Genomic DNA, 26,318 nt, shown 5'->3' with positions numbered 1-26,318 from the left:
TGGCCGACGGACGGCGAAAGGAAGGCGCGACCTTAGCCGCGCGCCGACGGTCGGCGATTGACCCGCGTCAAGGGCGTCATGGCTTGATCTGGCGCAAACCGGTCGGTCCGGATCACCCTGCCGGTGACTGGGTTTTTTCCCAGGCCGTCGCAGAAATTCTTGACACAGAACAAGGCGGCGTGACGGCGTCGCCGGTAGTCTCCACCAGCGGTTTTTTGCGCCGTCCTATGGGAAATCAGACGATGAATGCACGAGATGTGATGGGGGCGGTGGCGCCTGGAGACGGCGAGACCGCCGAACGCGCGCGGGCGCTGCTGCGCCAGGCGGGCGACAACGGCATGCACCCCTGGCGGCTGCGGGGCCGCGAGTTGCTGCCGATCGTGCAGGGCGGCATGGGCGTGGGCGTGTCGGCGGGCGGCCTGGCCGGCGCCGTGGCGTCGCTGGGCGGGGTGGGCACCGTGTCGTCGGTGGACCTGCGCCGCCTGCACCCCGACCTGATGGCCCAGACCCGCCACCTGGAAAGTGGCAAGGAACCCGACGCGCGAGAGCGCATCAACGCGGCCAACCTGGTGGCGCTGGACCGCGAGATCCAGCGCGCGCGCCTGATTTCGCAGGGGCGCGGCATGGTGGCGGTGAACATCATGAAGGCCCTGTCGGCCTACGAGATCTATGTGCGCCAGTCGCTGGAAAGTGGTGCCGATGCGGTGGTGGTGGGCGCCGGCCTGCCGCTGGACCTGCCCGAACTGGCCAAGGACCACCCCGAAACAGCCCTGATCCCCATCCTGTCCGACGCGCGCGGCGTGCAGCTGATCGTCAAGAAATGGGAGAAAAAAGGCCGCCTGCCCGACGCCATCGTGATCGAACACCCCCGGCTGGCGGGGGGACATCTGGGCGCGGCCAAGGTCGCCGACCTGCAGGACCCGCGCTTCAATTTTGAGAACGTCATCCCCCAGTCCCTGGAATTTTTCAAATCGGCCGGGCTGGAAGGAAAGATTCCATTGATCGCCGCCGGCGGCATTTCCAGCCGCGAGGACATCATCCGCCTGCAGGGTTTGGGCGCCAGCGCGGTGCAGATGGGCACGGCCTTCGCGGTGACGCTGGAATGCGACGCCGACCTCGCCTTCAAGCAGGTGCTGGCCAACGCGACGCCGGAAGATGTGGTGGAGTTCATCAGCGTGGCCGGGCTCCCCGCGCGAGGTGTGCGCACACATTGGCTCAACAAATACCTGCGCGTGGAGCCCAAGCTGAAGGTCGTGGCGCACGTGAAGGACCGCTGCAACATGGCCTTCGACTGCCTGGCGCATTGCGGATTGCGGGATGGCAAGGCGGACATGGGCCAGTTCTGCATCGACCAGCAATTGGCCCACGCCTGGGAGGGTGATCAGCAGCGGGGCCTGTTCTTCCGCGGGGCGGGTACTCTCCCGTTTGGCAAGGACATCCGTTCGGTCCATGATCTGGTGTCCTGGATGGTGACCGGCGCCCTGCCGGCAGAGCCTGTACCATCCGACGCCTTCAAAACCGGAGCCCTTGCATGAAGCGTGACCCCCAACCCGGAGCCCAGAATCTCCGGGAACCCCAGCCGATCAGCCTCGATGTGCTGGAAGAAAAATACCTGAAACCCGGGGAGACCGGCATCGACGACCTCTACCGCCGCGTGGCCCGCGCCCTGGCCTCGGTGGAAAAAGAGCCGATCCGTGCCGAGTGGGAAGCCAAATTCCTCGACAACCTGTACGCGGGTGCCATCGGCGCCGGCCGCATCATGAGCGCCGCCGGCACCGACATCCAGGCGACCCTGATCAACTGCTTCGTGCAGCCCGTGGGCGACTGCATCCAGGGCTTCGACGACGAAGGTTTCCCGGGCATTTATGAAGCCCTGCGCGAAGCCGCCGAAACCATGCGCCGCGGTGGCGGTGTGGGCTACGACTTCTCGCGCATCCGCCCGCGCGGCGCCGAGGTCAAGGGCACGCACTCGATGGCCTCGGGCCCGTGTTCCTATATCAACGTGTTCGACCAGTCGTGTTCGACGGTCGAGAGCGCCGGTGCGCGCCGCGGCGCCCAGATGGGCGTGCTGCGCATCGACCACCCGGACGTGCTGGACTTCATCACCGCCAAGCGCACGCCCGGCCGCTGGAACAACTTCAACGTGTCGGTCGGCGTGAGCGACGCCTTCATGGAAGCCGTGGCCGGCGACCAGCCCTGGGAGCTGGTGCACAAATCGAAGCCCGGCAGCAAGGTGATGGACAAGGGCGCCTACCAGCGCTCCGACGGGCTCTGGGTCTACCAGAGCGTGTCCGCGCGCGAGCTGTGGGACACCATCATGAAGTCGGCCTACGACTTCGCGGAGCCCGGCATCCTGTTCCTGGACAAGATCAACCAGGACAACAACCTGCGCTACTGCGAAGGCATCGCCGCCACCAACCCCTGTGGTGAACAGCCGCTGCCGTCCTACGGCTGCTGCGACCTCGGCCCCATCATCCTGACCAACTTCGTGCGCAACGCCTTCGGATTCGGCGGTGTGCCCTCGTTCGACTTCGCCGCCTTCGAGAAGGCCGTCGCGACCCAGGTGCGGGCGCTGGACAACGTGCTGGACGTGACCTTCTGGCCGCTGGAGCAGCAGCGCAAGGAAGCGCAGGACAAGCGCCGCATCGGCGTGGGCTTCACCGGCATGGGCAACACCCTGGCCATGCTGTGCGTGCGCTACGACCGCGAAGAAGGCCGCAAGGTCGCCGCCCAGATCGCCGAGCACATGCGCGACGCGGCCTACCGCGCCTCGATCGAGCTGGCCAAGGAAAAGGGCGCCTTCCCCAAGTTCGACGCCAACGGCTACCTGGAGCGCGGCACCTTTGCCAGCCGCCTGCCCGAGCCCATCCGCCAGGCCATCCGCAAGCACGGCATCCGCAACAGCCACCTGCTCTCCATCGCCCCCACCGGCACGGTGAGCCTGGCCTTTGCCGACAACGCCTCCAACGGCATCGAGCCGCCGTTCTCCTGGATGTACCGCCGCAAGAAGCGCGAGCACGACGGCTCGACCCGCGAGTACGCGGTGGAAGACCACGCCTGGCGCCTCTACCGCGACCTCGGCGGTGACGTGGACCACCTGCCCGAGTACTTCGTCAACGCGCTGGCCATGACGGCCGGCGAGCACATCGCGATGATGGAAGCGGTGCAGCCCTTCGTGGACACGGCGATCTCCAAGACGGTCAACGTGCCGGGCGACTACCCCTACGAAGACTTCAAGAACCTGTACCTGCAGGCCTGGCGCGCCAGCCTCAAGGGCATGGCGACCTACCGGCCCAACACCATCCTGGGCTCGGTGCTCGACACCGGTGCGCCGGTGGCCGAGGCCAAGCCGGCCCCCGCGCCTGTGGTGGCGCCGGTCGACCCGATGCGCACCGTGATCGAGAGCCGTCCCAAGGGTGCGCTCTCGGCCGTGGCCGACAAGATCGAGTACTGGACGCAGGAAGGCCACAAGACGCTGTACATCGTGGTCTCCTTCCTGCCGGTGCCCGCCGCCGACGGCAAGGGCACGGTCGAACGCGCCATCGAGTTCTTCATGCCCGTGGGCCAGAACGGCGAGTCGCAGCAGTGGATCACCTCCACCATGCGCATGCTCTCGCTGGCCGCGCGCGGCGGCTTCCTGGGCCGGGCGCTGTCCGACATGCGCAAGGTCGCTTGGGACCGCGGCCCGGTGCGCCTGGGCACCTACGAGAAGGCCGACGGCACCCACGTGCCGATGTGGCACGACTCCGAGGTGGCCGCCATCGCGTTCGCGCTGCAGAACATCATCGCCCGCCGCAAACAGCACACCGACACCGCCGCGGTCGCCACGCCCCATGCCCCGGCCGCGCCGGAGCTGGTGGGCATGTCCTCGGGTGTCATGGCCGGCAAGAAGTGCCCCGAGTGCGGCGCGCACGCCATGATCCGCAAGGACGGCTGCGACTACTGCACCTCCTGCGGGCACCTGGGCAGCTGCGGATGAGCGTCGAGGGGCGTGGGACGTTGCCGGTGCGGCCGAAAGGTTCGCCGGTCGCCACGCCCTGGCAATGGGCCAGCCTGTGGCGCGCGCCACACCGGCTGGCCTTTTTTTCGGGGGTGCTGCTGCTGGTCGCCTCGGCCGCCTGGTGGGCCGTGGTGCAGGTCGACCGCGCCAGCGGCGTGTTCGGGCTGTCCTACGCGGTCTCGCCCACGCTGACCCACGCCGCGGTCATGACCCTGGGCTTCATGCCGCTGTTCTTCGCCGGTTTCCTGTTCACCGCCGGCCCCAAGTGGCTGGGCGTGGACGCACCGGACGCCCGCGCCATCACGCCCGCGCTGGCCCTGCAGGTGACCGGCTGGCTGGTGTGGCTGGCGGGCGCGCACCTGCACCAGGACGTGGCGGTGGCCGGAGCCCTGCTGGCTGCGGCCGGCCTGGGGACGCAGAACCTGCGGTTCTGGCGCCTGTGGCGCGCCAGCCGCGTGCCCGACCGGGTGCACGCCACGGTGGTGGCGCTGGGCGGCACGCTGGGCGCGCTGTGCGCCGCCGGCATCGGCGTGGCGCTGCTGATCGGTGAGTGGTCTGTGGCGCTGGCCCTGGTGCACACGGCGCTGTGGGGCTTCATCGTCGCCACCTTCGTGGCCGTGGCCCACCGCATGATTCCCTTCTTCACCTCCGGCGTGCTGCCCATGATCGAGGTCTGGCGCCCGTTCTGGGTGCTCTGGCTGATGCTGGCGGCCGTGGTGCTGGAGGTCGCTTCGGTGTGGCTGATGCTCGCCGGCTGGGGCGAAGGCACGGCCTGGCGCCTGCTGCGCGGTGCGCTGGAACTGGGCATCGGCGGCGTGCTGGTCTGGCTGGCCTGGGTCTGGGGCCTGGTGCAGAGCCTGAAGATCCGACTGCTGGCCATGCTGCACGTGGGCTTTGTCTGGTTCGGCCTGTCGCTGCTGCTCTCGGGGCTGTCGCAGTGGCTGCTCGCCGCCGGGGGCGTGCCCACACTGGGCCTGGGCGCGCTGCACGCGCTCACCATGGGCTTCCTCGGCTCCACCATGCTGGCCATGGTCACGCGCGTGGCCTGCGGCCACAGCGGCCGCGCCCTGGTGGCCGACGCCACGGTGTGGACCCTGTTCTGGATGCTGCAGGTGGCGGTGTTGCTGCGCATCGCGGGCACGCTGCCGGGCGCGAGCGGCCTGTGGCTGGCCGCGGCCGCGCTCACCTGGGCCGGCGTGGTGCTGGTCTGGGGCGGGCGGCTGGCGAACTGGTTCGGCAGGCCGCGCGCCGACGGCCGGCCGGGGTGAGCCATGGACGCCTGCGCACCTGATGGAGTCGGCACCGCCGACTGGTCCGAACTGGCGGCCGAGCTGATGTCGGCGCGCCGCACGGTGCTGCCGTTCCGCCTGGGCGAACCCGGCCCCGACGCCGCGCAGCTGCAGGCCATCCTGTCCGCCGCGGCCTCGGCGCCCGACCACCGCTGCCTGCTGCCCTGGCGCTTCATCACCGTGCCGGCCGACCAGCGCGAGGCGCTGGCCGAGGTGTTCGTGCAGGCCCTGCTGGAGCGCGACCCGGAGGCCGGGCCGCACGACATTGCCAAGGCGCGCGAAAAAGGTTTCCGCTCGCCCTTTCTGGCCCTGCTGGTGGTGGACGAAACCAAGGGCGACGCCGAGATCGGCCTGGCCGAGCGGCTGATCTCCGCCGGCTGCGCGGCGCAGAACATGCTGCTCATGGCCACCGCCCTGGGCTACGGCTCGGCGCTCACGGCCGGGCAATCGGTGCGTTCGGCTGCGCTGCACCGCTTCTTCGGCCTGCGCGAGAGCGAACAGGCCGTGTGTTTTCTGAGTATCGGCACCGCGCTCTCGCACGGCAAGACCGCCGTGCGCCCCGCGGTGGCCGACTACGTCAGCACCCTGAACCCCGTCGGCCCTGGCTGACACGTTTTTCCACACCGGATTTTTCATGGACATCAGCAACTTTGACGACCTGCTCGCCGCCGCGCGTGCCCAGCCCCTGCCCCAGCGCCTGCTGATGGTGTTCGCCGCCATCGAACTGCCCGACGACGCCACGCCTGCCGAACGCGCGGCCTTCGAAAAAGGCCAGGGCGGTGCGCTGGTGCCGCAGATGTGCGTCGACAAGAGCCCCGACGAGCTGAGCTCGTTCGAGCAGCTCAAGGAAGAGGCCGCCGGCTTCGGCCAGCCCTGGGGCATGGTCTTCGCCGCTGCCATGTCGGGCAGCGCCGGCAAGCCCCCCACCAGCGCCGACGCCGATGCACCGCTGCAGAAGATGGTGGAGTCCATCCGCCAGGGCCGCATCCAGACCTTCATTCCGTTCGACCCGCAGGGTCGCGCGGTGCTGCTGGACTGACGGCCATGGCCGGCATCCACCTGCACCAGATCACGCAGCCCGGGCAGCACGCGGCGGGGGTGGGGTTCGAGCAGCCGTTCGAGATGCTGACCGCCTGCCACGAGCGGGTGCACCGCATGCTGCGGCTGCTGGGCAAGCTGCGCGAGCACCTGGCCACGCGTGGCCACGACGAACAGGCGGCCCAGGCGGCGCGCGATGTCATGCGCTATTTCGACCAGGCCGCGCCGCTGCACCACGAGGACGAGGAACTGCATGTGTTCCCGCTCCTGCTGCAGCGCGGCGACGAGGCGCTGCGCCAGGCGGTGCGCCGCCTGCAGGCCGACCATGTCGCCATGGGCGAGATCTGGCCCCAGGCGCGGCGCTGTCTGCTGGCCGTGGCCGACGCTGCGGCAACGTCTTCCTGGGCCGGCTGGACGCCCGGCGATGAGCAGCTGCTGGACCGCTTTGCCGGCCAGTACGACGAGCACATCCGCCTGGAGGAGAGCCTCGTCTATCCGGCGGCGCAAGGCCTGCTGGACGCCCAAGCCCTGAGCGCCATCGGCGAGGAAATGCAGCACCGGCGCACCGACGGAAGGGTGCGGGGCCGATGAACCCTGGTGCCGACGAGGACGCGGACGGGCCGCTGGTCTGGGACGACCGGCTGGACAGCGGGGTGCTGGCCATCGACCTGCAGCACCGGGTGCTTTTCCAGCTGCTCCAGCGCGTGGCCAGCATCCAGCCCGCCGATTCGGGGACGGCGCTGGACGAGGTGCTTGCACAGCTGCAGACCTATGCGGACTACCACTTCCGGTACGAGGAAGCGTGGATGCTGCGCCAGCAGGCCGACGCCACCACCCACGCCCAGCACCTGCGGCTGCACAGCGGCTTTGTGGAGCGGCTGTCGGCCATGAAGCTGCAGCTGGAGCAGGGCCGGCTGACGATCCTGGACCTCGAACGCTTCCTGCGCCGCTGGCTGATCGGGCACATCCTGGAGCAGGACATGCCGATCATCCGCCGTGTGCAGGCCCAGGCCCCGGCGACCTGAGGCGCAGGCGCCCGGGTCAGCGCCTGTGCGCGGCCCGTCGCTGGGCGCTCACCCGGGCTGGCCGATGGTCAGCGCGACCTCGGCGACGCCTTCGACGCGGCCGGTGATCCGGTCGCCCGGCACCACGGCGCCCACACCCTCGGGCGTGCCGGTGTAGACCAGGTCGCCGGGTTGCAGGTGATAGAACAACGACAGGTCGGCGATGATTTCGCGGATGTTCCAGATCAGCTTGTCGACGTCGGACGACTGCTTCGTTGCCCCGTTGACCTCCAGCGCAATGGCGCCGCGCCCGATCACCACGCCTTCCATCGGCACGACCTCGGAGCAGACCGAACCTTCTTCGATGTCCTTGCCCAGGTCCCAGGGCCGGCCCTTGTCGCGGGCCAACAGCTGCAGGTCGCGGCGCGTCATGTCCAGGCCGGCGGCGTAGCCGTAGATCACTTCGTGCGCCTTGTCGGCGCTCACGCGAAAGCCGGATTTGCCGATCGCCAGCACGAGCTCCATCTCGAAGTGGTAGTTCTTCGTCTCAGGCGGATAGGCGACGGTGACGCCGCTCTCCACCAGGGTCTGCGGCGACTTGGTGAAGTAGAACGGCCGCTCGGCGCTCTTGTCCACCGGCTTGCCCATCTCGACGGCGTGCGCGTGGTAGTTGCGGCCGACGCAGAAGATGCGGTTGACGGGGAAGCGCTCGGTGCGGCCACGGATGGGCAGGGAGCGGACGGCGGGTGGGGGGAAGAGGTATTGGGTCATGGTGATCGGAATGGAAGGTTGAGTGCCAAGGGCTCAAGCCGGGAACACCGCAGAACCGGCTTGGCCGGGCCGCAGGTGTTGCCCCCTGCAAGGGGGTGACGGGCGAAGCCCGGCGCGGGGGCTAGCGTGTTTCATACACACCGAGCTTGCGGTGCAGCGGGGATTCGTCGGCGATGAAGACGAAGGCGGACTGGTCGGCCGAACGGTTGCTCAGCGTCACGGGTTCGTAGCCGGGCGCGCAGCAGGTGTCGGCCTCGACCAGGCCGAAGGTCTTGCCGCAGGTGGACACGTCGACGCCGCCTTCGATCAGGTGGAACACCTGCGCCGGCGAACGCGCCGGCAATGTCAGTGTCTGGCCGGGTCTGAGCATCAGCGCGTAGAAGCCCAGGATGTTCTCGGCGTCGTCGCCCGTTTCGGGGTTCACGTAGGTCACCTGCACGCAGTCGAGGTCCGGCTGGTTGGCGGCCATGGCCTGCAGCGCGGCGCGCGTGTCGACCCAGGGGTAGCGCAGCATCGGGTAGCGCTTGCCGCTGCGCGAGAACACCTGCGTGGGCACCACGCCGGCGCGAGTCCAGGCGCGGTCGCCGCTGCCCTGTTGGACCTGTTGGCGCGAGCCGTTGATGTGGTAACTCGCCTCCATGTAATAGACCAGCGGCAGGTCCAGCACGTCCAGCCACACCACCGGGTCGCTGCCGTCGTGGCCGTGCTCGTGCCACAGGCCGGTGGGCGTGAGGATCAGGTCACCGCGGCTCATCGGGCACTGCTCGCCATCGACGGTGGTCCAGGCGCCTTCGCCCTCGACCACCATGCGCACCGCGTTGGGCGTGTGGCGGTGGCTGGGCGCCCACTCACCCGGCAGCAGCAGCTGCATGCCCAGGTAGATGGCGGGGCTGGCCTTCATGTTCTCCAGCCCGTGGCCGGGGTTGGCCAGCACGAGCACGCGGCGCTCGGCCTTCTCGATCGGGGTCAGCTCGCCGGCCTTGAGCAGCAGCGGCTTGAGCGTGGCGTAGGGCCAGTGCACGGCCTGCGTGGCGCGCTTGGGCACGCCCGGCGGCAGCACGGCGCGCAGGCTGGGCCACAGCGGCACCAGGTTGAGGTTCTTCAGGTCGTCGCGGTAGTCCTGCGGCAGGTCTTCCAGTCGGCCGAGTGCGTGGCTCATGTCTTGTCTCCTTGGGCCGGATCTGCTCCCGCCGCATGCTAATAATCAGTGTGCTGATGATAAGAGGGCGGTTAGACTGGGTCAATCATCGAATCTCCGTTGCCCACCACCCTTGCCCTGTTTGCCATGGACACCCCCGAACCCGCCGGAATCCAGATCGACCAGCAGCCCGGCTACGCGATCCGGCGCCTGCACCAGATCTCGGTCGGCATCTTTCTGCAGGAGGCGGGCGAGCTCGGTGTGACGCCGGTGCAGTACGCCGCCCTGCAGGTGGTGGGCAACCAGCCCGGCATCGACCAGCGCACGCTGGCGCGCAGCATCGCGCTGGACACCTCCACCACCGGCGGCGTGGTGGACCGGCTGGAGGCGCGCGGCTGGCTGGAGCGGCGCCTGTCGCCGCAGGACCGTCGCGCGCGCCAGCTGTTCCTGACGCCCGCGGGCGAGCAGGGCCTGGCCGACACCGTGCCCGCCATGCTGCGCGCGCAGGAGCAGATCCTGGCGCCGCTCACCCCGCGGCAGCGCACCGAGTTCATGCGCCTGCTGCTGGTGCTGGTGACGCAGAACAACGACCTGAGCCGGGCACCGGCCGAGGTCGCTGGCCGATAGTGCCTGACGCCCCGTCAGGCCAGGTCTTGGTGGAAGTCGCTGGCGCCGGGCTTCCAGTAGGCCGAGACCTTGACGTGGCTGCGTGGCCGTCCGCGTTCGTTCAGCAGGATGTCGCGCAGCCGCCCCATGCATGCGGCTTCGCCCGCGCACCAGACAAATCCGTCGCCTGCGGGCAGGTCCACCGTGCGCATGGCGTCGCACAGCGCCTCGCCGGACGGCAACCAGCGCAGGTTCAGACCAGGGCGCTCAGGCAGCGCCTGTTGGTCCTGCTCGTGCGGGGTGTGCAGCAGCACCGTGGTGGGGGTGCCCGCCGGCAGTTCGTCGAGCCGCCGCGCGATGGCGGGCAGCGCCGTCGCATCACCGGCCAGCAGGTACCAGGGCAGGTCGTCCGCAATGACGATGGAGCCGCGGGGGCCGCCGATCACCGCCGCGTCGCCCGCCCGGGCGCGCTGCGCCCAGGCGCTGGCCGCGCCCCCTTCGTGCAACGCGAACACCAGGGTCAGCTCCTGGCGGACCGTGTCGAAATGGCGCGGCGTGTAGTCGCGCCGGTGTTCCTGTCCGTCGGCGTCGGTGAAGATGAACTTGACGTGGTCGTCGAAGGAGAGCGAGACGAAGCTGGCCAGCGCCGGCCCGCCGAAGGTCACGGCCAGCAGGCCTGGGCCGAGCGGCCGGACATGGCGCACGCGCACGTCGCGGCGCAGCAGTTCGTGGCGCACGCGGCGCGTCGGGCCGGGTGGGTGCTCGGTGGGAACAGGATGGGACATGGGATGGGTGAATTGATTGATAATGTCATCCATTCTGTCAAAGCAAGTTGATGGAGTCAACCAATATGTCGAAGCTGTCCGATGACGATCTGATGGAGGCGGTGCACGACCTGATGCACCTGGCCCGCGCGCAGCTGCTGCGCCACATGCCCGACGATGGGCTGGGGCCGATGGAAGGGCGGGCGCTCGGCTTCTTCGTGCGCCACCCGGGCAGCACGCAGACCGATCTGGTGCAGCACGCGGGGCGGGACAAGGGCCAGCTGGCGCGCCTCATCGCGGTGCTCAAGGACAAGGGCCTGCTGGTGGCCCGGCCGGACGGGCACGACCGCCGGGTGATCCGGCTCTATCCCACCGAAGCGGCGCAACACCGGCACGAGTCCGTCATGCGCCACCGCCGCCAGGTGGCGGCCCGAGCCGCCCGCGGGCTGGAGGCGCCGGAACGGCAGGCGCTGCTGCGCGCGCTGCGCCACATGCAGGACAACCTGCGAGACGGCGGGCCTTGAAGGGCGCGCGCGGGCGCCGCGCTGGCGTCTGCGAAACAGAGGCGCCGGGTACACTGCGCGCGGAAAAAAAGCCGGCATGAAGATCACCATCGACACCGACGCCCAGTCCCTGGAGTACCAGGCCGGCGATGAAACCCCGAAGCGACTGCCGCTGTACTCGTCCGAGGCCTTCCGGGTGGTGTCCCAGGTCTGGCTCAGGCAGGAGTGGAACCTCCTGCACTGGCAGTCGTTTTCCTGGCTGGGCTTCCAGCTCTGGCAGCTGCCGGAAGATGTGCTGCGGCTGCAGGAGGTGATCGCCAGCGTGCGTCCCGACGTCATCATCGAGACCGGCGTCAACCGCGGCGGCAGCGCCGTCTTCTTCGCCTCGCTGTGCCGGGCGCTGGGGCGCGGGCGGGTGATCTCGATCGACATACAGATACCCCCGGAGCTGCGCGAGGCGGTGAACGCCTGCCCGCTGGGTGACCTCATCACCCTGATCGAGGGCGACTCGGCTTCTGCGGCGGTGGTGGACCGGGTGCGCCGTTCCGTGGGGCCGGGCCAGACGGTGTTCGTGTTTCTCGACAGCGACCACAGCAAGGCGCATGTGCGCCGGGAACTGGACGCCTACGGCCCGCTGGTCACACCGGGTTCCTACATCGTCGCGACCGACGGTGTCATGGCCCATCTCGCGGACACGCCCGGGGGCCAGGCGCACTGGCTTGAGGACAATCCGGCCGCGGCGGCGCGCGCCTACGCGGCCGAACACCCCGAATTCGAGCTTCGCCGGCCCGCAGCGCTCTACAACGAGGCCTTTGTTGAAGAGGCGCTCACCTACTGGCCCGACGCCTGGCTGTACCGACTCCATCCCCCCGCCGACTGAATCCATGCACACGAGTTCCCGCGACAAGATGCGCCTTTTTGTTGAACAGTACCTGGGCGCGCGTCGCGGGGAGCCGCTGGTCATCCACGACCTGGGCAGCCAGGACGTGAACGGTTCGTACCGCGACCTGTTCGATTCCCCGAACTGGCGCTACACCGGGCTGGACATGGTGCCCGGCGACAACGTGGACCTGGTGCTCAAGACGCCCTACACGTGGCGCGAGGTGGCCAGCGGCTCGGTCGATGTGCTGGTGTCCGGGCAGGCCTTCGAACACATCCGCTACGTGTGGATCACCATGCTCGAGGTGGCCCGCGTGCTCAAGCCGGGCGGCCTGTGCATCGTCATCGCGCCGTCCAGCGGGCCGGAGCACCGGTACCCGGTGGATTGCTGGCGGTTCTACCCCGACGGCATGGAGTCCCTCGCCCGTTTTGCCCAGCTCGATCCCGTTCAGGTGAAGACCCAGTGGCAGGACGAGGGCCATGACGACGGCAGCGATGTCTGGCACGACTCCGTGCTGGTCTGCCGCAAGCCCGACCATGGCCCCTGGTGGAACCTCAAGAGCGCGCTCAAGCGCTGGCTGCAGCACCGCAGCCTGGTCCAGGGCCTGCCCGATCCGGCACCTCTTCCTGAAGCGGCGGCGCTGCGCGTCGCCATGCCAGCGCCGGCCACCTTGCCGGCTGCACCTGCGACACCCGCAGCAGCGGAACCGCCCGCGCTGTCGCAGTGCCGCTTCTACCACTCGGTGGACCTTCCCGGCGGCGAGTCGGTGAAGGGGGAATGGGACCTGCGCCCGAACGTGGATGCGTATCTCGGCGGTGTCGACTTCGCGGGGCGCTCGGTGCTCGAAGTAGGGCCGGCCAGCGGCTTCCTGAGCTTTCACATGGAGGCCGCGGGCGCCCGGGTCACGGCGTTGGAGCCGCCCATGGAGCACCTCTGGGATGTGGCCCCCGTGCCCGGTTTCGACGTTGCCGGCTGGCGCCAGGAGTTTGCCCACGTCATCACGGGGGTGCGCCAGTCGTTCCAGTACCTGCACCATGCCCGCGCCTCCCGGGTCCGGCTGATCGTGGCGCATCTGGACGCCCTGCCCGAATCGGAGGGGCCATTCGACATCGGCCTGCTGGCCTCGGTGCTGCTGCACTGCCGTTCGCCGTTCTCGGTCATGGAGCAGCTGGCGCGCCGGGTCCGCGACACCCTCATCGTCACCGAGGTGTACGACGCCAACCTCGGGGATCTGCCGGTCTGCCGCCTGCTGGCGGACCCCGCGATCCCGCAGGTGCACACCTGGTGGGCACTGACGCCCGCCTTTGTCATCCAGTCCCTGGGGCTGCTGGGATTTCCCGACGCGCGGCTCAGCATCCACCACCAGAAGCGGGATGTCGACGGCGCCATGGTCCCGATGTTCACCGTCGTGGCGCGGCGCGCCTGGCCGCCGCAGCAACCGACACCAAGGAACCCTGATGCACGATTCTGACGCCAGCCTGCTGGAGCCACTGCTCTCACCTGCGCTGGACAGCCTTTTCCGGACACCCCGGCGCCTGGGCAAACCCAGCGGGTGGTGGGGCCATGTGCCTTTTGCGTTCTGGATCGTCCAGGCGACCGAACCGCGACTGCTGGTGGAACTGGGCACCCACCATGGCGTGTCCTATGCCGCCTTCTGCGACGCCGTGCTGCAGCACCGTCTGCCCACCCGCTGCTTCGCGGTGGACAGCTGGCAGGGCGACGCACATGCCGGTTTTTTCGACGAGGCGGTCTACCGCGACGTCCAGGCCTTCAACGACGCCCACTACGGCGGGTTCTCCGAACTCATCCGGGCCGACTTCGACACCGCGGTCGCGCACTTCGCCGACGGCTCGATCGACCTGCTGCACATCGACGGCTTCCACACCTACGAAGCCGTGCGGCACGACTACGAAACCTGGCGGCCCAAGCTGTCCGAGCGCGCCGTGGTCCTGTTCCACGACACCAATGTGCGCCGGGACGACTTCGGCGTGCACCGCTTCTTCAGCGAGCTGGCGGGCCGCCATCCCCACTTCGAATTCCTGCACGGCAACGGCCTGGGCGTGGTGGCCCCCGGGCGGGCCATGCCGGCGGCTGTCGCGCAGCTGTGCAACGCCGCATCGACGGCACAAGGCGTCGCTATCCGGGAGCGCTTCGCCGCGGCGGGCGCCCGCTGGCTTGGCCACGCCAATGAACGTGAGATGGAGCGTTCCTTCGCGCTGCAGGTCGACGCCCTGGTCGCTGCGCGCGCCCAGGTGAGCAGCGAGCGCGACCGGGCGCAGGCCGCCGTGGCGCGTCTGGACGGGGAACTCGCACGGGAGCGGGCGGCCGTTCAGGCGCAGCGCCAGGACGCTGGCGAGCGGGATGCCTCGCTGCGCAAGCTGGCCCGGCTGGAAGGGGAGATGAGAACCGCGCGCCAGGAGCGTGCGCTGGTGGAGCATGGCCTGACCGAAGCACGCCAGACCATCGCCACCCTGACGCTGCAGCAGCGCGCGCTGGCCCAGACCCTGGAGACCGCCGAGCCCGCTTTGCGCCAGCTGCTGTCCACGCTGCTCGCGCCCCCGGAGCGAGGGCCTGCCGCCGACAGGCCGGGCGTCCTGCAGCGGCTGCAGCGGCGGCTGGGCCGGCGCGAGCCACCGGACCCGCAGCAGCCGGTGATCGACACCGTGCGCCGCTCGGCATTCTTCGACGCGGCCTGGTACCTGGCGGCCCACGCCGATGTGGCCGACGCCGGGGTCGACGCCGCCGTGCACTACGCGCTGTTCGGCGGCCTGTCGGAAGGCCGGGACCCCGGGCCCTGGTTCTCCACCCGGGCCTATCTGGAGGCCCACCCGGATGTGGCGCAGGCCGGACTCAATGCGCTGTACCACTTCGAGGTCCACGGCCGACACGAGGACCGTGGCTTCCCCCTCAGGCCGCTGGACCGGCCGTGGCCGGCCACGCCTGCCCCGGCCCCGGTCGTGGTCGAGCCGCCCGCGGCGGTGCAAGATGCCAAGCTGGCGTTCCGCCAGCGCAGCCAGGACGAGCTCGCGCGGTTTCTGCAGGACGGGCACGAGCTGCACTTGCCCACCGCAGAAACACCCCGCGTCTCCATCGTCGTGGTGCTGCACAACCAGGCCGAACTGACGTTCAAGTGCCTGGCGTCGCTGGTGGAGGCGATCGAGGCCCCTTGCGAGGTGCTCCTGATCGACAACGCATCCACCGATGCCACCGCCACCCTGCTGGCCAGGGTGCGCGGCGCCCGGGTGCTGGCTCAGGACGAGAACCTGCATTTCCTGCGCGCGGCCAACCTGGGGGCCACCCACGCCCGGGGTGAGCACCTGCTGTTCCTCAACAACGATGCCCAGCTCAAACCCGGATCGATCCGGGCGGCGCTGGCCCTGCTCGACGGCCGGGGGCGCGTCGGTGCGGTGGGCGGCAAGGTGGTGCTGATGAACGGCCGCCTCCAGGAGGCGGGCAGCATCGTCTGGGCCGATGGCAGTTGCTCGGGATACGGCCGGGGCGAGGACCCGGACGACGCCGCGTTCCAGTTCCGTCGCGAGGTGGACTACTGCTCGGGGGCCTTCCTCATGGTGCGACGCGCTCTTTTCGAGGCGCTGGGCGGGTTCGATCCGGCGTACGCGCCGGCCTACTACGAAGAGACCGACTTCTGCATGCGCCTGCACCAGGCCGGACACACCGTGGTGTACGAGCCGCAGGTCGAGATCCTGCACTACGAGTTCGGCAGTTCGGAGAGTGAGCAGACCGCGGTGGGGCTCATGCAGGCGCACCGGGCGGTCTTCGTCGACCGCCACGCCCAGGTGCTGGCCCGGGGGCACCGGCCCCACGGAACACGCGCCATCGAGGCACGCCAGCGCCCGGCCACGCAGCCGCGCGTGCTGGTGGTCGACGACCGCATCCCCGTCCCGTCGCTGGGCTCTGGTTTCCCGCGGGCGCGCCAGCTCGTCCACAGCCTGCACGAAGCCGGTGCCTTCGTCAGCCATTACCCGCTGACCTGCCCGCAGGTCGACCTGGTGGAGGCCTACGAGGTGCTGCCGCGCGAGGTGGAGATCATGGCCGGTCGCGGCATCGACGGGCTGGCCGACTTCCTGCGCGAGCGCTGCGGGTACTACGACGCGGTGATCGTCAGCCGGCCGCACAACATGGACCGCTTTCTCCGCGCCTGCCGGGAGGTTCCCGCCTTCCTGCCCGGCACCGCGCTGGTCTACGACGCCGAGGCGATTTTCGCCACCCGCGAAACGCTGCGCGCCCAGGTGCTGGGCGAGCCGGCACCGGAGGAAGACGGTGCGGCTGCGCTGACCCGCGAACTGCAGCTGGCCGAGGCGGCCCGCCACGTCTTCGCCGTGAGCGAGGCCGAAGCCGAGCGGTTCCGCCAGGCGGGCTGCCAGGACGTGCGGGTGCTGGGCAACGGCATTGCCGCGCAGCCCACGCCCCAGGGTCACAGCGAGCGGCGCCACCTGCTGTTTGTCGGCCGGTTGGCGGAGGAGGGTTCGCCCAACGCCGATTCGGTGTGCTGGTTCGTGCGCGAGGTCATGCCCCGGCTGGACCAGCTGATCGGCGAAGGCTATGTGCTCCACCTCGTGGGCAGCCCGTGCGAGAGCCTCCAGCAGGCGCTGGGCGGACCGCGGGTGGTGTTCCATGGCCGTGTCGAGGACATCCGGCACTTCTATGAACAGGCCCGCGTGTTCATCGCGCCCACCCGCTTTGCGGCCGGCATCCCCCTCAAGGTCCAGGAGGCGGCGGCGCAGGGCGTGCCGGTGGTGGCCAGCGGACTGGTGGCGACGCAGCTCGGCTGGGCCGGGCAGGGTGCCCTGCTGGGTGCGGACAGCGCCGAGGACTTCGCCCAGGCCTGCGCGCGGCTCTACTTCGATGCCGCCCTGTGGCAGAAGACCCGCCAGGCGGCGCTGGCGGCCGTGGAGCGGGACTGCGCTCCGCAGGCGTTTGACGCGACGGTGCGGGCCGTGCTGCGCGAAGCGTGTGAGTCGTCGGGCCGGCCGGTCGATCTGGCGCCCGGGAATGAACAGGCGCGCGTGTCGGAGGCCTGGAGCGTGTCACCGTCGCAGCGCCAGGACATCCAGGGCATGAACTGGATGGCGCATCCGAGGGTCATGGCACGCCTCCACCACAAGGCCACCGGCCAAGAAGGCACGGATGTGTACATCCATCTGAAGGACACGCTGACCCGTCTGGGCTGGAGCCTCCCTGTGCCGCGCCTGGTCAGCCTGGGCTGCGGGTTCGGGGCCCTGGAGCGCGGTTTCGCGCAGATCGGGCTGGCCAGCCGGATCGATGGTTACGACATCGCCGAAGGCGCGATTGCCGGTGCGCGCGCACGGGCCGCCGACATGGGGCTGGACCAGCTGCACTACCACGTGGCCGATCTGGAGCGGCTGGAGCTGCCCGAAGCGTCCTGCGACCTGGTGGTCGGCTTCCAGTCGATCCACCACGTCAACGACCTGGACCGCCTGTTCCGCATGGTCCGGCGGGCGCTGCGCCCGGGCGGTATCTTCCATCTGCACGAGTACGTCGGGCCCGACCGCTTCCAGTGGACCGATGCCCAGCTGTCCCACATGAACGCCTTCCTGCAGACCCTTCCCGAGCGCTACCACCGCCTGCCCAACGGCGTGGTGCGGGGGCCCCGGGAGCGTCCGCGTGCGGCCGACGTGATCGCCTGCGATCCGTCCGAGGCGATCCGTTCCTCGCAGATCATTCCCACGCTGGAGAAGCACTTCCGCGTGCTGGACCGGCGCGACCTTGGCGGGGCCTTGCTGCACATCGGGCTGAGCGACATCGCGCAGAACTTCAGCGAGTCCAGCGCCGAAGACATGGCCCATCTTGACCGCTTCTTCGCGCTGGAGGACCAGCTGATGGCCGAAGGTCAGATCGGCTCCGACTTCGCCGTGCTGACGGCGGTTCGGCCGCACGACGAATGATCTTCAGCTCCGTCGAGTTCCTCTTCTACTTCCTGCCGATATTCCTGCTGGTCTACCAGGTCTCGGGCCGCCACAACGCGGTGTTGCTGGTGGGCAGCGCCGTGTTCTATGCCTGGGGTGAACTCCGGAACGCATGGGTGCTGGCAGCGTCGCTGGCCGGGTGCTACCTCGGCGGCCTCGCGCTCGGCCGCGAGGCAGACCGCCGGGACCGCCAGCGCTGGGTGCTGGTGGTGTCGCTGCTGTTCCAGCTCTCGCTGCTCGTGGCCTTCAAGTACCTCGGTTTCCTGGCCGACACCCTGCACGACCTGGGCTGGCAGGTGTCCATCGAGCCCGGGTCGGTGCCCGTCCTGCCGGTGGGCATCTCGTTCTTCACCTTCCACGCCATGTCCTATCTGGTCGACATTTACCGCGGCCAGTTGCCCGTCGAACGCAAGCTCTCCCGGCTGACCAACTACATCCTGCTGTTCCCCCATCTGCTGGCCGGTCCCATCGTCCGGTACGCCGCCATCCGGCGGCAACTGATCCGGCGCCACCCGACCATGGCCCGCCTTCGCTTCGGCATGGAACTGCTCATCATCGGTCTGGGGCAGAAGCTGCTGCTGGCCAACCCGTTGGGCAGCGTGGTCGACGCGATCTACCAGATCGACAGCCATGCGCTGACCACCGCCATGGCCTGGCTGGGCGCAATCGCCTACGCGTTCCAGGTGTACCTGGACTTCTCGGGCTATTCCCACATGGCGCTCGGACTGGCGCTGCTGCTGGGGTTCTCGTTTCCCCGCAATTTCCGTTTCCCGTTCCACGCCCTGTCGGTGCGCGAGTTCTGGCGCCGCTGGCACATCAGCCTCTCGTCCTGGCTGCGCGACTACGTGTACACCCCGCTGGGGGGCAGCCGCCGCGGCGGGGGCAGCACCATCGCCAACATCCTCATCGTGTTCGGGCTTTGCGGCCTGTGGCACGGGGCCGGCTGGAATTTCGTCTGCTGGGGGCTCTACAACGGCGGACTCATCGTGCTGGAGCGGCTGGGGCTGGGCAGGATCACGGCGCGCTGGCCCCGTGTGTGCCAGCAGCTCTACGCCTGGCTGGCCTTCGTCATCGGCATGGTCATGTTCCGCGCCGTGGACTTCGCGCAGGTCGGAACGGTCTATGCCGCCATGGCCGGCGGGTCGTCCGCCGCGGCCGGCGCCCTGCATCCAGGCCGCTTTCTGGACGTATACACGGTGCTGGTGGTGCTGCTGGCCTTCTCATCGATGCTGCCCCTGTCGCGCTGGCTCGGCGGGGGGCACTTCGTGCGCCCGCGCTGGGCTCCGGTGCGCTGGGTTTTCCTCACGCTGGTGCTGGTCCTCGGTGCGATGAGCCTGGCGTCCGGCAGCCACAACCCCTTCCTCTACTTCCGCTTCTGAGCATGAAGGCCCTGCCGACCCGCCGCGCAAATGCCCTGGTGCTGGCCCTGTGGTGCGCCCTGCTGCTGACGCCGCTGCTGGTGCACCTGTTCCGGCCGCCGCACGAGGCGCCGCTGGAAAACCGGACACTCGCACCGGCACCGGGCTGGCCCCGCACCCTGGACGAGGGCAGCACCTTGCCGGTGAGGACGCAGGCCTGGATGCGCGACCATTTCGGTCTGCGTGGCGAACTGCTGGAGGCCAGCCACCGCTGGCGCCATCGGTTGTTCGGCGATTTTCTGTCCGCCGATCTGGTCCCCGGTCAGGCGGGCGAAGTGTTCTACAACGTGTTCGGCGACACCGCGGGCAGCTCGCTGCGGGTGATGTGCGGGGCCGAACGCATCAAGCTGCCGGTGGTCGGCCAGCGGGTCGCGGACCTGCTGGCAGCGACACGTGCCGAGCTGCCCCGGAGCTACCTGATGATCGCCCCCGACAAGTCGCGCCTGCGGCCTCGGTTGTTGCCCCGCTGGCTGCAGGTGGAATGCGCCAGTGGTCAGCCGCCGGCCGAATCCTTGGTTGGCCGACTGGCGCAGCAGCCCGAGATCGCGGACCGGCTGTTCTACCCCATCGATGCGATGCGCCAGGTCGATGGGGTGGACCCGGTCTACCGTCCCTGGAACCTGCATTGGGACTTTCATGGTGCTGCCGTCGCCGCCGACTGGCTGGCACAAGGCCAGTGGGGCATGCCCCGTCGCTACGAGGTCGCGCTTGAGCCGCGGGAGACCGCATTCGACCTCCAGGGCTTGGCGCCCGGCGTGGAGCACCGCGACACCACCCTCGTGCCGGTGTATCCGGATGGGCAGGTGCTGGTGTGCCACAACGACCCGGCCTGCTTCCCCGAGTTCGCCGCCGAGGCCGCCCTGCTGTTCCAGGTCGCCCGTGTGCGCTCGGCCTGGCAACTGCCCGCGGGACAGCGCCGGCCCACGCTGGTCATCATCGGCGACTCGTTTGGCGACAACATCACCGAACCCTTGGCGCGCTACTTCGCCGAGGTCTGGTACCTGTCGATGAACCACCTGTCCCGGCTCAGTCCGGAGCAGCGCCGGCATGTGCGGTCGGTCGTGATCGACCAGTTCCGGCCCGACGTGTTGCTGCACGTGTACAACGAAGGCACGGTGCTGGTCGACCAGGCCCGGTACCTCGGACTGGCCCGGGCGCTGCTGGAACCTGTACCCACCCAGTAACCCGTTTCATGGACAATTGAAACCAAGTTACAACGGAGACACCTCATATGCCCCAGCGCGCCACCAAAATCGTCGCCACCCTTGGTCCTGCGTCCAGCGACCCCGCCCTGCTTGAAGCCATGATCCGCGCCGGCGTGAACGTCGTTCGGCTGAACTTCTCGCACGGCAAGGCGCAGGACCACATTGACCGCGCCAACCTCGTGCGCGAGGCTGCGCGCCGCGCCGGCCGCGAGGTGGGCATCATGGCCGACCTGCAGGGCCCCAAGATCCGCGTCGGCAAGTTCGCCGAAGGCAAGGTGATGCTCGAACCCGGCCAGCCCTTCGTGCTCGACGCCTCGCGCACCGAGCCGGGCGACATCGCCGGTGTGGGCCTGGACTACAAGGAGCTGCCGCGCGACGTGAAGGCCGGCGACACCCTGCTGCTCAACGACGGCCTGATCGTGATGACGGTGGACAAGGTGATCGGCGATGCCGTGCACACCACGGTCAAGCTCGGCGGCGAGCTGTCCAACAACAAGGGCATCAACAAGCAGGGTGGCGGCCTGACCGCGCCCGCGCTGACCGCCAAGGACATGGAGGACATCAAGACCGCCATGAGCCTGATGGCCGACTACGTGGCCGTGAGCTTCCCCAAGAACGCGACCGACATGGAACTGGCGCGCCAGCTGTGCAACATGGCCGCGGCGCAGTACAACCACAAGCCGGGCCTGATCGCCAAGATCGAGCGCGCCGAGGCGATCCCCGAGCTGGCCAACATCCTGCGGGTGTCCGACGGCATCATGGTCGCGCGCGGCGACCTGGCGGTGGAGGTGGGCAACGCGGCGGTGCCGGGCCTGCAGAAGCGCATGATCAAGATGGCCCGCGAAATGGACAAGGTGGTCATCACCGCGACACAGATGATGGAGTCCATGATCGTCAACCCGGTGCCCACGCGCGCCGAGGTGAGCGACGTGGCCAACGCCGTGCTCGACGGCACCGACGCCGTGATGCTCAGCGCCGAGACCGCGGCCGGCAAGTACCCGCTGGAGACCGTGGAGCAGATGGCCGCCATCTGCCAGGAGGCCGAAAAGACCGACCACGACCCGCTGGAAGACGACTTCGTGGGAGCGACCTTCACCCGCATCGACCAGGCCATAGCCATGGGCGCGCTGTTCACCGCGCACCACCTCAAGGCCAAGGCCATCGTGGCGCTGACCGAGTCGGGCTCGACCGCGCTCTGGATGAGCCGCCACAGCGTGCGCATGCCGATCTATGCGGTCACGTCCAAGCTGTCCTCGCAGCGCAAGATGACGCTCTACCGCAATGTGCGGCCACTGCTGGTGGACACCAGCGCCGACCGCGACACCGCGCTGGCCGAGGCCGAGGCCGACCTGAAGGCGCGCGGCGTGATGCAGAAGGGCGACGTCTACGCCATCACCGTGGGCGAGCCCATGGGCACGCCGGGCGGCACCAACACGCTGAAGATCTGCCGGGCGGCCTGAACCGCCTGTCATCGGCACGCAAGGCCGGGCGCCTTAAAATCCCTGGAGTTACAGACCGGTTACCAACTTTGACTAGGGGATCCTCATGGCGCTCGTTTCCATGCGCGAACTGCTCGACCACGCTGCGGCCAACGGCTACGGCATTCCGGCGTTCAACGTCAACAACCTGGAGCAGGTGCAGGCCGTCATGGCCGCGGCCGACGAGGTCGGCGCACCCGTCATCCTGCAGGCCTCGGCCGGCGCCCGCAAATACGCCGGGGAAGCCTTCATCAAGCACCTGATCCAGGCCGCCGCCGAGATGTACCCGCACATCCCGATGGTGATGCACCAGGACCACGGCACCAGCCTCAAGGTCTGCGAAGGCGCCATCGGGCTGGGTTTCGGCTCAGTGATGATGGACGGCTCGCTGATGGAAGACGGCAAGACGCCGGCCAGCTTCGACTACAACGTCGACGTGACCCGCAAGGTGGTCGAACTGGCCCACAAGACCGGCGTGACCGTGGAAGGCGAACTCGGCTGCCTGGGCAACCTGGAAACCGGTGATGCCGGCGAGGAAGACGGCATTGGCGCCGAAGGCAAGCTGGACCATTCCCAGATGCTGACCGACCCCGAAGAGGCCGCCCAGTTCGTCAAGGCCACCCAGCTGGACGCGCTGGCGATCGCCATCGGCACCAGCCACGGCGCCTACAAGTTCAGCCGCCCGCCCACCGGCGACATCCTGGCCATCAGCCGCGTCAAGGAAATCCACGCCCGCATCCCCAACACCCACCTGGTGATGCACGGTTCGTCGTCGGTGCCGCAGGAATTGCGCGCCATCATCAACCAGTACGGCGGCGCGATGAAGGAAACCTACGGCGTGCCGGTGGCCGAGATCCAGGAAGCCATCAAGCACGGCGTGCGCAAGATCAACATCGACACCGACATCCGCATGGCCATGACCGGCGCGGTGCGCAAGTTCATGGCCGAGAACCCCGAGAAGTTCGACGCCCGCGAATGGCTCAAACCCGCCCGCGAAGCGGCCAAGGCGGTGTGCAAGCAGCGCTATCTGGAATTCGGCTGCGAAGGCCAGGGCGCCAAGATCAAGGGCGAGACGCTCTCCGTGATGGCCGCCCGTTACGCCAGCGGCGAGCTGGCTCAGAAGGTGGTCTGATCCCGCCGGGACCGACCTGCGATAATCCGCCGGAATGGTTCAAAGCCCGTTGACTGTTCGGTCACCGGGCTTTTTTCTTGTCTGTCACTTTCTCCGCGACCGATCATGAGCACCGCCCTGCACACCTCCGCCCTCAAGTCCCTGCCCCTGCTCGCACGCGGCAAGGTGCGCGACAACTACGCCGTGGGCGACGACCGCATCCTGATGGTGGCGTCCGACCGCATCAGCGCCTTCGACGTGATCATGGGCGAGCCGATCCCCGGCAAGGGCGAACTGCTGACCACGCTCAGCCTGTTCTGGTTCGACCAGCTCGGCCCCAAGGGCCTGAACATCTGCCCCATCCACCTCACCGGCGACGCGCCCGAGAGCGTGGTCTCGGCCGAAGAGGCGCCCCAGGTCACCGGCCGTTCGATGCTGGTGCAGCGCCTCAAGCCCATTCCGGTGGAGGCTGTGGTGCGCGGCTACCTGGCCGGCAGTGGCTGGAAGGAATACCAGGAGAGCCGCTCGGTCTGCGGTGTGCCACTGCCCGAGGGCCTGCAGAACGCGTCCAAGCTGCCCGAGCCGATCTACACCCCGGCCGCCAAGGCCGAGATGGGCGAGCACGACGAGAACATCACCTACGAGAAGACGGTGGAGATGGTCGGTGCCGACATCGCCGCGCAGATCCGCGACAAGGCCATTGCCCTGTACAAGGCCGCGGCCGAGATCGCGCTGAAGAAGGGCATCATCATTGCCGACACCAAGTTCGAGTTCGGCCTGGACAAGAACGGCACCGTGGTGCTGATGGACGAGGTGCTGACGCCCGATTCCTCGCGCTACTGGCCGGCCGACCAGTACGCCGTGGGCAGCAACCCGCCCAGCTTCGACAAGCAGTTCCTGCGCGACTGGCTGGAGACCGCCAAGGTCAACGGCCAGCCCTGGGACAAGGCACCGCCCGCGCCGCGATTGCCGCGCGAGGTGATCGAGAAGACTGCCGCCAAGTACCAGGAAGCGCTGACCCGTCTGATGGGTTGACCTGCGGGGGCCCGCCCCGGGGCGGGGGCGAAGGGTTGTTCGGCCGGTGGTGCCGGTTACCGCGAGGTTACTGGGTAGAGTGCGGTCACCGAACACCAGGAGACGCATCATGTACACTGCCCACCCCCAGCGCTACGAGCGCATGCCCTACCGCACCGTCGGCAAGAGCGGCCTGAAGCTGCCTAGCATCACTCTCGGCCTGTGGCACAACTTCGGCGATGCCACGCCGATGGAAACGCAGCGCGCCATGCTGCGCACCGCTTTCGACGCCGGCATCACCCACTTCGACCTGGCCAACAACTACGGCCCGCCCGCCGGCAGCGCCGAGACCAATTTCGGTGAACACCTGCGGCGCGATTTCCGGCCCTACCGCGACGAGCTCATCATCTCCAGCAAGGCCGGCTACGACATGTGGCCCGGCCCATACGGACAGGGCGGTGGCTCGCGCAAGTACGTGCTGGCCAGCCTGGACCAGAGCCTGAAGCGCATGGGGCTGGACTACGTGGATATCTTCTATTCCCACCGCTTCGACCCCGACACGCCGCTGGAAGAAACCATGGGCGCGCTGGCCACGGCGGTGCAGCAGGGCAAGGCGCTGTACGTGGGCATTTCCAGCTACTCGGCCGGCAAGACGCGCGAGGCCGCGGCCATCCTGCGGCAGATGGGCGTGCCGCTGCTGATCCACCAGCCGTCGTACAGCCTGCTCAACCGCTGGGTCGAGGAGGCGCTGCTCGACACCTTGCAGGCCGAGGGCATGGGCTGCATCGCCTTCAGCCCGCTGGCGCAGGGCCTGCTGACGAGCAAGTACCTCAACGGCGTGCCGCAGGATGCGCGCATCCACCGCCCCGGGGGCGGATCGTTCAAGCAGGAACACCTGAGCGAACAGAACCTGGTCCATGTGCGCGCACTCAACGACATGGCGCAGGCGCGCGGCCAGAGCCTGGCGCAGATGGCCGTGGCCTGGGTGCTGCGCCATCCGGGCATGAGCTCGGCGCTGATCGGCGCCAGCAAGCCCGAGCAGATCACCGAGCTGGTCGGCGCGCTGCAGAACCTGCACTTCGGCGCCGACGAACTCGCCGCCATCGACCAGCACGCGGTGGACGGCGGCCTCAACCTCTGGAAGAAGCCTTCGACCGACCAGCGGCTGTGACGCCGGGCGCCGCCCGGGCGGGGTCCAGCGACATTTCCTGGGCGAGCGCCAGCGACTCCTGCATCACCGCGCGGGTGGCCGGGCTGAGCGGGCCGGTGCGTGCCAGCGCCAGCGCGATGTGGCGCACGATGGGCGGGTCCACCAGGCGCGCGGCCTGGAAGCGGTGCTGGCTGCGCGCCACGTCGATGGCGTAGGACCCGAGCAGCGCGTAGGCGCCGCCCTGCGAGGCGATGCCCAGCTGCAGCGCGAGCGAATCGGCCTCCAGCACCACGTTGAGCTGCACGCCGCGCTGGCGCGCCACCTGCTCCAGCTGGTCGCGCCAGCTGCTGGGGCGGCAGAAGGCCACCAGCGGCAGGCCGTCCAGCGCCCTGAACTTCACCGTCGGTTTCGCGGTCACCGCGTCGCCCTCCGGGCCGACGAGGTAGGTCTGCGCCTCGGCCAGCGACAGCGCGTCGCTGCCGTTGGGCTGGCCGTGGCGGAACAGCAGGGCCAGGTCCAGGCTGCCGTCCTCCAGCCAGGTCTCCAGCTGCGCGCCCTGGCCCTCGCGCACGCTCAGCTGCACCAGCGGGTGCTGCTGGCGCAGGCGGGCGAACAGCGTGCTCACGAAGGGGTGGGCCAGCGACGGGATGGTGCCCAGGCGCACGCGGCCCATGGTCTGGCCGGCGGTGGCGCGGACGTCGTTCTCCAGCTGCTCGGTGCTGCGCAGCCAGACCCGCACCTTGGGCGCGATGCGCTGGCCGAAGGCCGTGAGTGCGACACCCCGGCCGGTGCGCTCGAACAGGCGCCCGCCGCACCGCTGCTCCAGCTCGGCGATCTGCCGGCTCACATGCGGCTGGCTGGTGCCGTGCAGCAGCGCGACCTTGCTCAGGCTGCCGGTTTCGGCGGCGTCGAGGAACAGCTTCCAGAGCGCAGGATTCATGGACTTGGCATGCGGAAAACGTATGTCTGAAATGTACCGTCAGACAGTTCCGCTATGGGTT

At 69.0% G+C, this 26,318-nt stretch carries 22 protein-coding genes; 18 read left to right on the top strand and 4 right to left on the bottom strand.

What is annotated here, in order from left to right:
- The first annotated feature begins 338 nt into the window (after positions 1–338).
- From HPS01S_RS13820 to HPS01S_RS13790, 7 genes are read left to right on the top strand one after another with little or no spacing between them, the layout of a single operon-like run.
- Positions 339–1,535: an NAD(P)H-dependent flavin oxidoreductase gene (locus HPS01S_RS13820; RefSeq protein ID WP_255284216.1), complete on the top strand. Its 1,197-nt coding sequence runs from the start codon at positions 339–341 to the stop codon at positions 1,533–1,535.
- Positions 1,532–3,979, top strand: a complete 2,448-nt coding sequence (locus HPS01S_RS13815) for an adenosylcobalamin-dependent ribonucleoside-diphosphate reductase (RefSeq protein WP_066157065.1) — start codon at positions 1,532–1,534, stop codon at positions 3,977–3,979. The genes HPS01S_RS13820 and HPS01S_RS13815 overlap by 4 nt, the downstream gene beginning before the upstream one ends.
- Before the next feature lie 26 nt (positions 3,980–4,005).
- Positions 4,006–5,268, top strand: coding sequence for an NnrS family protein (locus tag HPS01S_RS13810; RefSeq protein WP_241559755.1), 1,263 nt, complete (start codon positions 4,006–4,008; stop codon positions 5,266–5,268).
- Between the two features lie 3 nt (positions 5,269–5,271).
- Positions 5,272–5,898 (top strand): nitroreductase family protein, encoded by a 627-nt coding sequence (locus HPS01S_RS13805; protein WP_066157059.1) that lies wholly within the window; start codon positions 5,272–5,274, stop codon positions 5,896–5,898.
- Between the two features lie 25 nt (positions 5,899–5,923).
- Positions 5,924–6,328, top strand: a complete 405-nt coding sequence (locus HPS01S_RS13800) for a ribonucleotide reductase subunit alpha (RefSeq protein WP_066157058.1) — start codon at positions 5,924–5,926, stop codon at positions 6,326–6,328.
- 5 nt (positions 6,329–6,333) lie between these two features.
- Entirely contained in the window at positions 6,334–6,918 is a 585-nt protein-coding gene (locus tag HPS01S_RS13795) for a hemerythrin domain-containing protein (RefSeq protein ID WP_066157055.1), read from the top strand.
- Positions 6,915–7,352 carry a bacteriohemerythrin gene (locus HPS01S_RS13790; protein ID WP_066157052.1) on the top strand — a complete coding sequence of 146 codons (438 nt, stop codon included), beginning with the start codon at positions 6,915–6,917 and terminating at the stop codon, positions 7,350–7,352. The genes HPS01S_RS13795 and HPS01S_RS13790 overlap by 4 nt, the downstream gene beginning before the upstream one ends.
- Before the next feature lie 48 nt (positions 7,353–7,400).
- On the opposite strand, the gene HPS01S_RS13785 is transcribed toward HPS01S_RS13790, so the two are convergent.
- Together HPS01S_RS13785 and HPS01S_RS13780 are read right to left on the bottom strand one after the other, a co-directional pair.
- The gene (locus HPS01S_RS13785) at positions 7,401–8,102 is read right to left on the bottom strand and encodes a fumarylacetoacetate hydrolase family protein (protein WP_066157050.1); all 702 of its coding nucleotides are present in this window, start codon (positions 8,100–8,102) and stop codon (positions 7,401–7,403) included.
- 121 nt (positions 8,103–8,223) lie between these two features.
- Entirely contained in the window at positions 8,224–9,261 is a 1,038-nt protein-coding gene (locus HPS01S_RS13780; protein WP_066157048.1) for a cupin domain-containing protein, read from the bottom strand.
- Between the two features lie 126 nt (positions 9,262–9,387).
- Between HPS01S_RS13780 and HPS01S_RS13775 the strand changes: the two genes are divergently transcribed.
- On the top strand, positions 9,388–9,867 hold the full coding sequence (locus tag HPS01S_RS13775; RefSeq protein WP_066157184.1) for a MarR family winged helix-turn-helix transcriptional regulator: 480 nt from the start codon (positions 9,388–9,390) through the stop codon (positions 9,865–9,867).
- A 14-nt stretch (positions 9,868–9,881) separates the two neighbouring features.
- On the opposite strand, the gene HPS01S_RS13770 is transcribed toward HPS01S_RS13775, so the two are convergent.
- The gene (locus tag HPS01S_RS13770) at positions 9,882–10,631 is read right to left on the bottom strand and encodes a siderophore-interacting protein (RefSeq protein WP_066157047.1); all 750 of its coding nucleotides are present in this window, start codon (positions 10,629–10,631) and stop codon (positions 9,882–9,884) included.
- Positions 10,632–10,696: 65 nt separating this feature from the next.
- On the opposite strand from HPS01S_RS13770, the gene HPS01S_RS13765 reads away from it, so the two are divergent.
- The 10 genes from HPS01S_RS13765 (at position 10,697) to mgrA (ending at position 25,338) form a co-directional block, all read left to right on the top strand.
- Entirely contained in the window at positions 10,697–11,134 is a 438-nt protein-coding gene (locus HPS01S_RS13765; protein ID WP_164868382.1) for a MarR family winged helix-turn-helix transcriptional regulator, read from the top strand.
- Between the two features lie 76 nt (positions 11,135–11,210).
- Positions 11,211–11,993 (top strand): CmcI family methyltransferase, encoded by a 783-nt coding sequence (locus HPS01S_RS13760; RefSeq protein ID WP_066157044.1) that lies wholly within the window; start codon positions 11,211–11,213, stop codon positions 11,991–11,993.
- Between the two features lie 4 nt (positions 11,994–11,997).
- The gene (locus tag HPS01S_RS13755; protein WP_066157042.1) at positions 11,998–13,464 is read left to right on the top strand and encodes a methyltransferase domain-containing protein; all 1,467 of its coding nucleotides are present in this window, start codon (positions 11,998–12,000) and stop codon (positions 13,462–13,464) included.
- A complete protein-coding gene (locus HPS01S_RS13750) occupies positions 13,451–17,920 on the top strand; it encodes a class I SAM-dependent methyltransferase (protein ID WP_066157039.1) in 4,470 nt (1,489 codons plus the stop codon). Before HPS01S_RS13755 ends, HPS01S_RS13750 begins: the two co-directional genes overlap by 14 nt.
- The gene (locus HPS01S_RS13745; RefSeq protein ID WP_066157037.1) at positions 17,917–19,320 is read left to right on the top strand and encodes an MBOAT family O-acyltransferase; all 1,404 of its coding nucleotides are present in this window, start codon (positions 17,917–17,919) and stop codon (positions 19,318–19,320) included. The genes HPS01S_RS13750 and HPS01S_RS13745 overlap by 4 nt, the downstream gene beginning before the upstream one ends.
- Before the next feature lie 2 nt (positions 19,321–19,322).
- Positions 19,323–20,543: an alginate O-acetyltransferase AlgX-related protein gene (locus HPS01S_RS13740; RefSeq protein WP_066157034.1), complete on the top strand. Its 1,221-nt coding sequence runs from the start codon at positions 19,323–19,325 to the stop codon at positions 20,541–20,543.
- Positions 20,544–20,590: 47 nt separating this feature from the next.
- Positions 20,591–22,024, top strand: a complete 1,434-nt coding sequence (gene pyk, locus HPS01S_RS13735; protein ID WP_066157028.1) for a pyruvate kinase — start codon at positions 20,591–20,593, stop codon at positions 22,022–22,024.
- An 85-nt stretch (positions 22,025–22,109) separates the two neighbouring features.
- A complete protein-coding gene (gene fba, locus HPS01S_RS13730) occupies positions 22,110–23,174 on the top strand; it encodes a class II fructose-bisphosphate aldolase (protein WP_066157026.1) in 1,065 nt (354 codons plus the stop codon).
- A 105-nt stretch (positions 23,175–23,279) separates the two neighbouring features.
- Positions 23,280–24,188, top strand: a complete 909-nt coding sequence (locus HPS01S_RS13725; protein WP_066157020.1) for a phosphoribosylaminoimidazolesuccinocarboxamide synthase — start codon at positions 23,280–23,282, stop codon at positions 24,186–24,188.
- 109 nt (positions 24,189–24,297) lie between these two features.
- On the top strand, positions 24,298–25,338 hold the full coding sequence (mgrA, locus tag HPS01S_RS13720) for an L-glyceraldehyde 3-phosphate reductase (protein ID WP_066157017.1): 1,041 nt from the start codon (positions 24,298–24,300) through the stop codon (positions 25,336–25,338).
- Here the strand turns inward: mgrA and HPS01S_RS13715 are convergent.
- The gene (locus HPS01S_RS13715) at positions 25,298–26,257 is read right to left on the bottom strand and encodes a LysR family transcriptional regulator (RefSeq protein WP_066157015.1); all 960 of its coding nucleotides are present in this window, start codon (positions 26,255–26,257) and stop codon (positions 25,298–25,300) included. The two genes, mgrA and HPS01S_RS13715, sit on opposite strands and share 41 nt — an antisense overlap.
- Positions 26,258–26,318 lie beyond the last annotated feature (61 nt).

The sequence above is a fragment of the Hydrogenophaga pseudoflava NBRC 102511 genome, assembly GCF_001592285.1.
In the GTDB taxonomy this organism is placed as follows: Bacteria; Pseudomonadota; Gammaproteobacteria; order Burkholderiales; family Burkholderiaceae_C; genus Hydrogenophaga; species Hydrogenophaga pseudoflava.
This window is presented reverse-complemented; position numbering and strand designations above follow the sequence as displayed.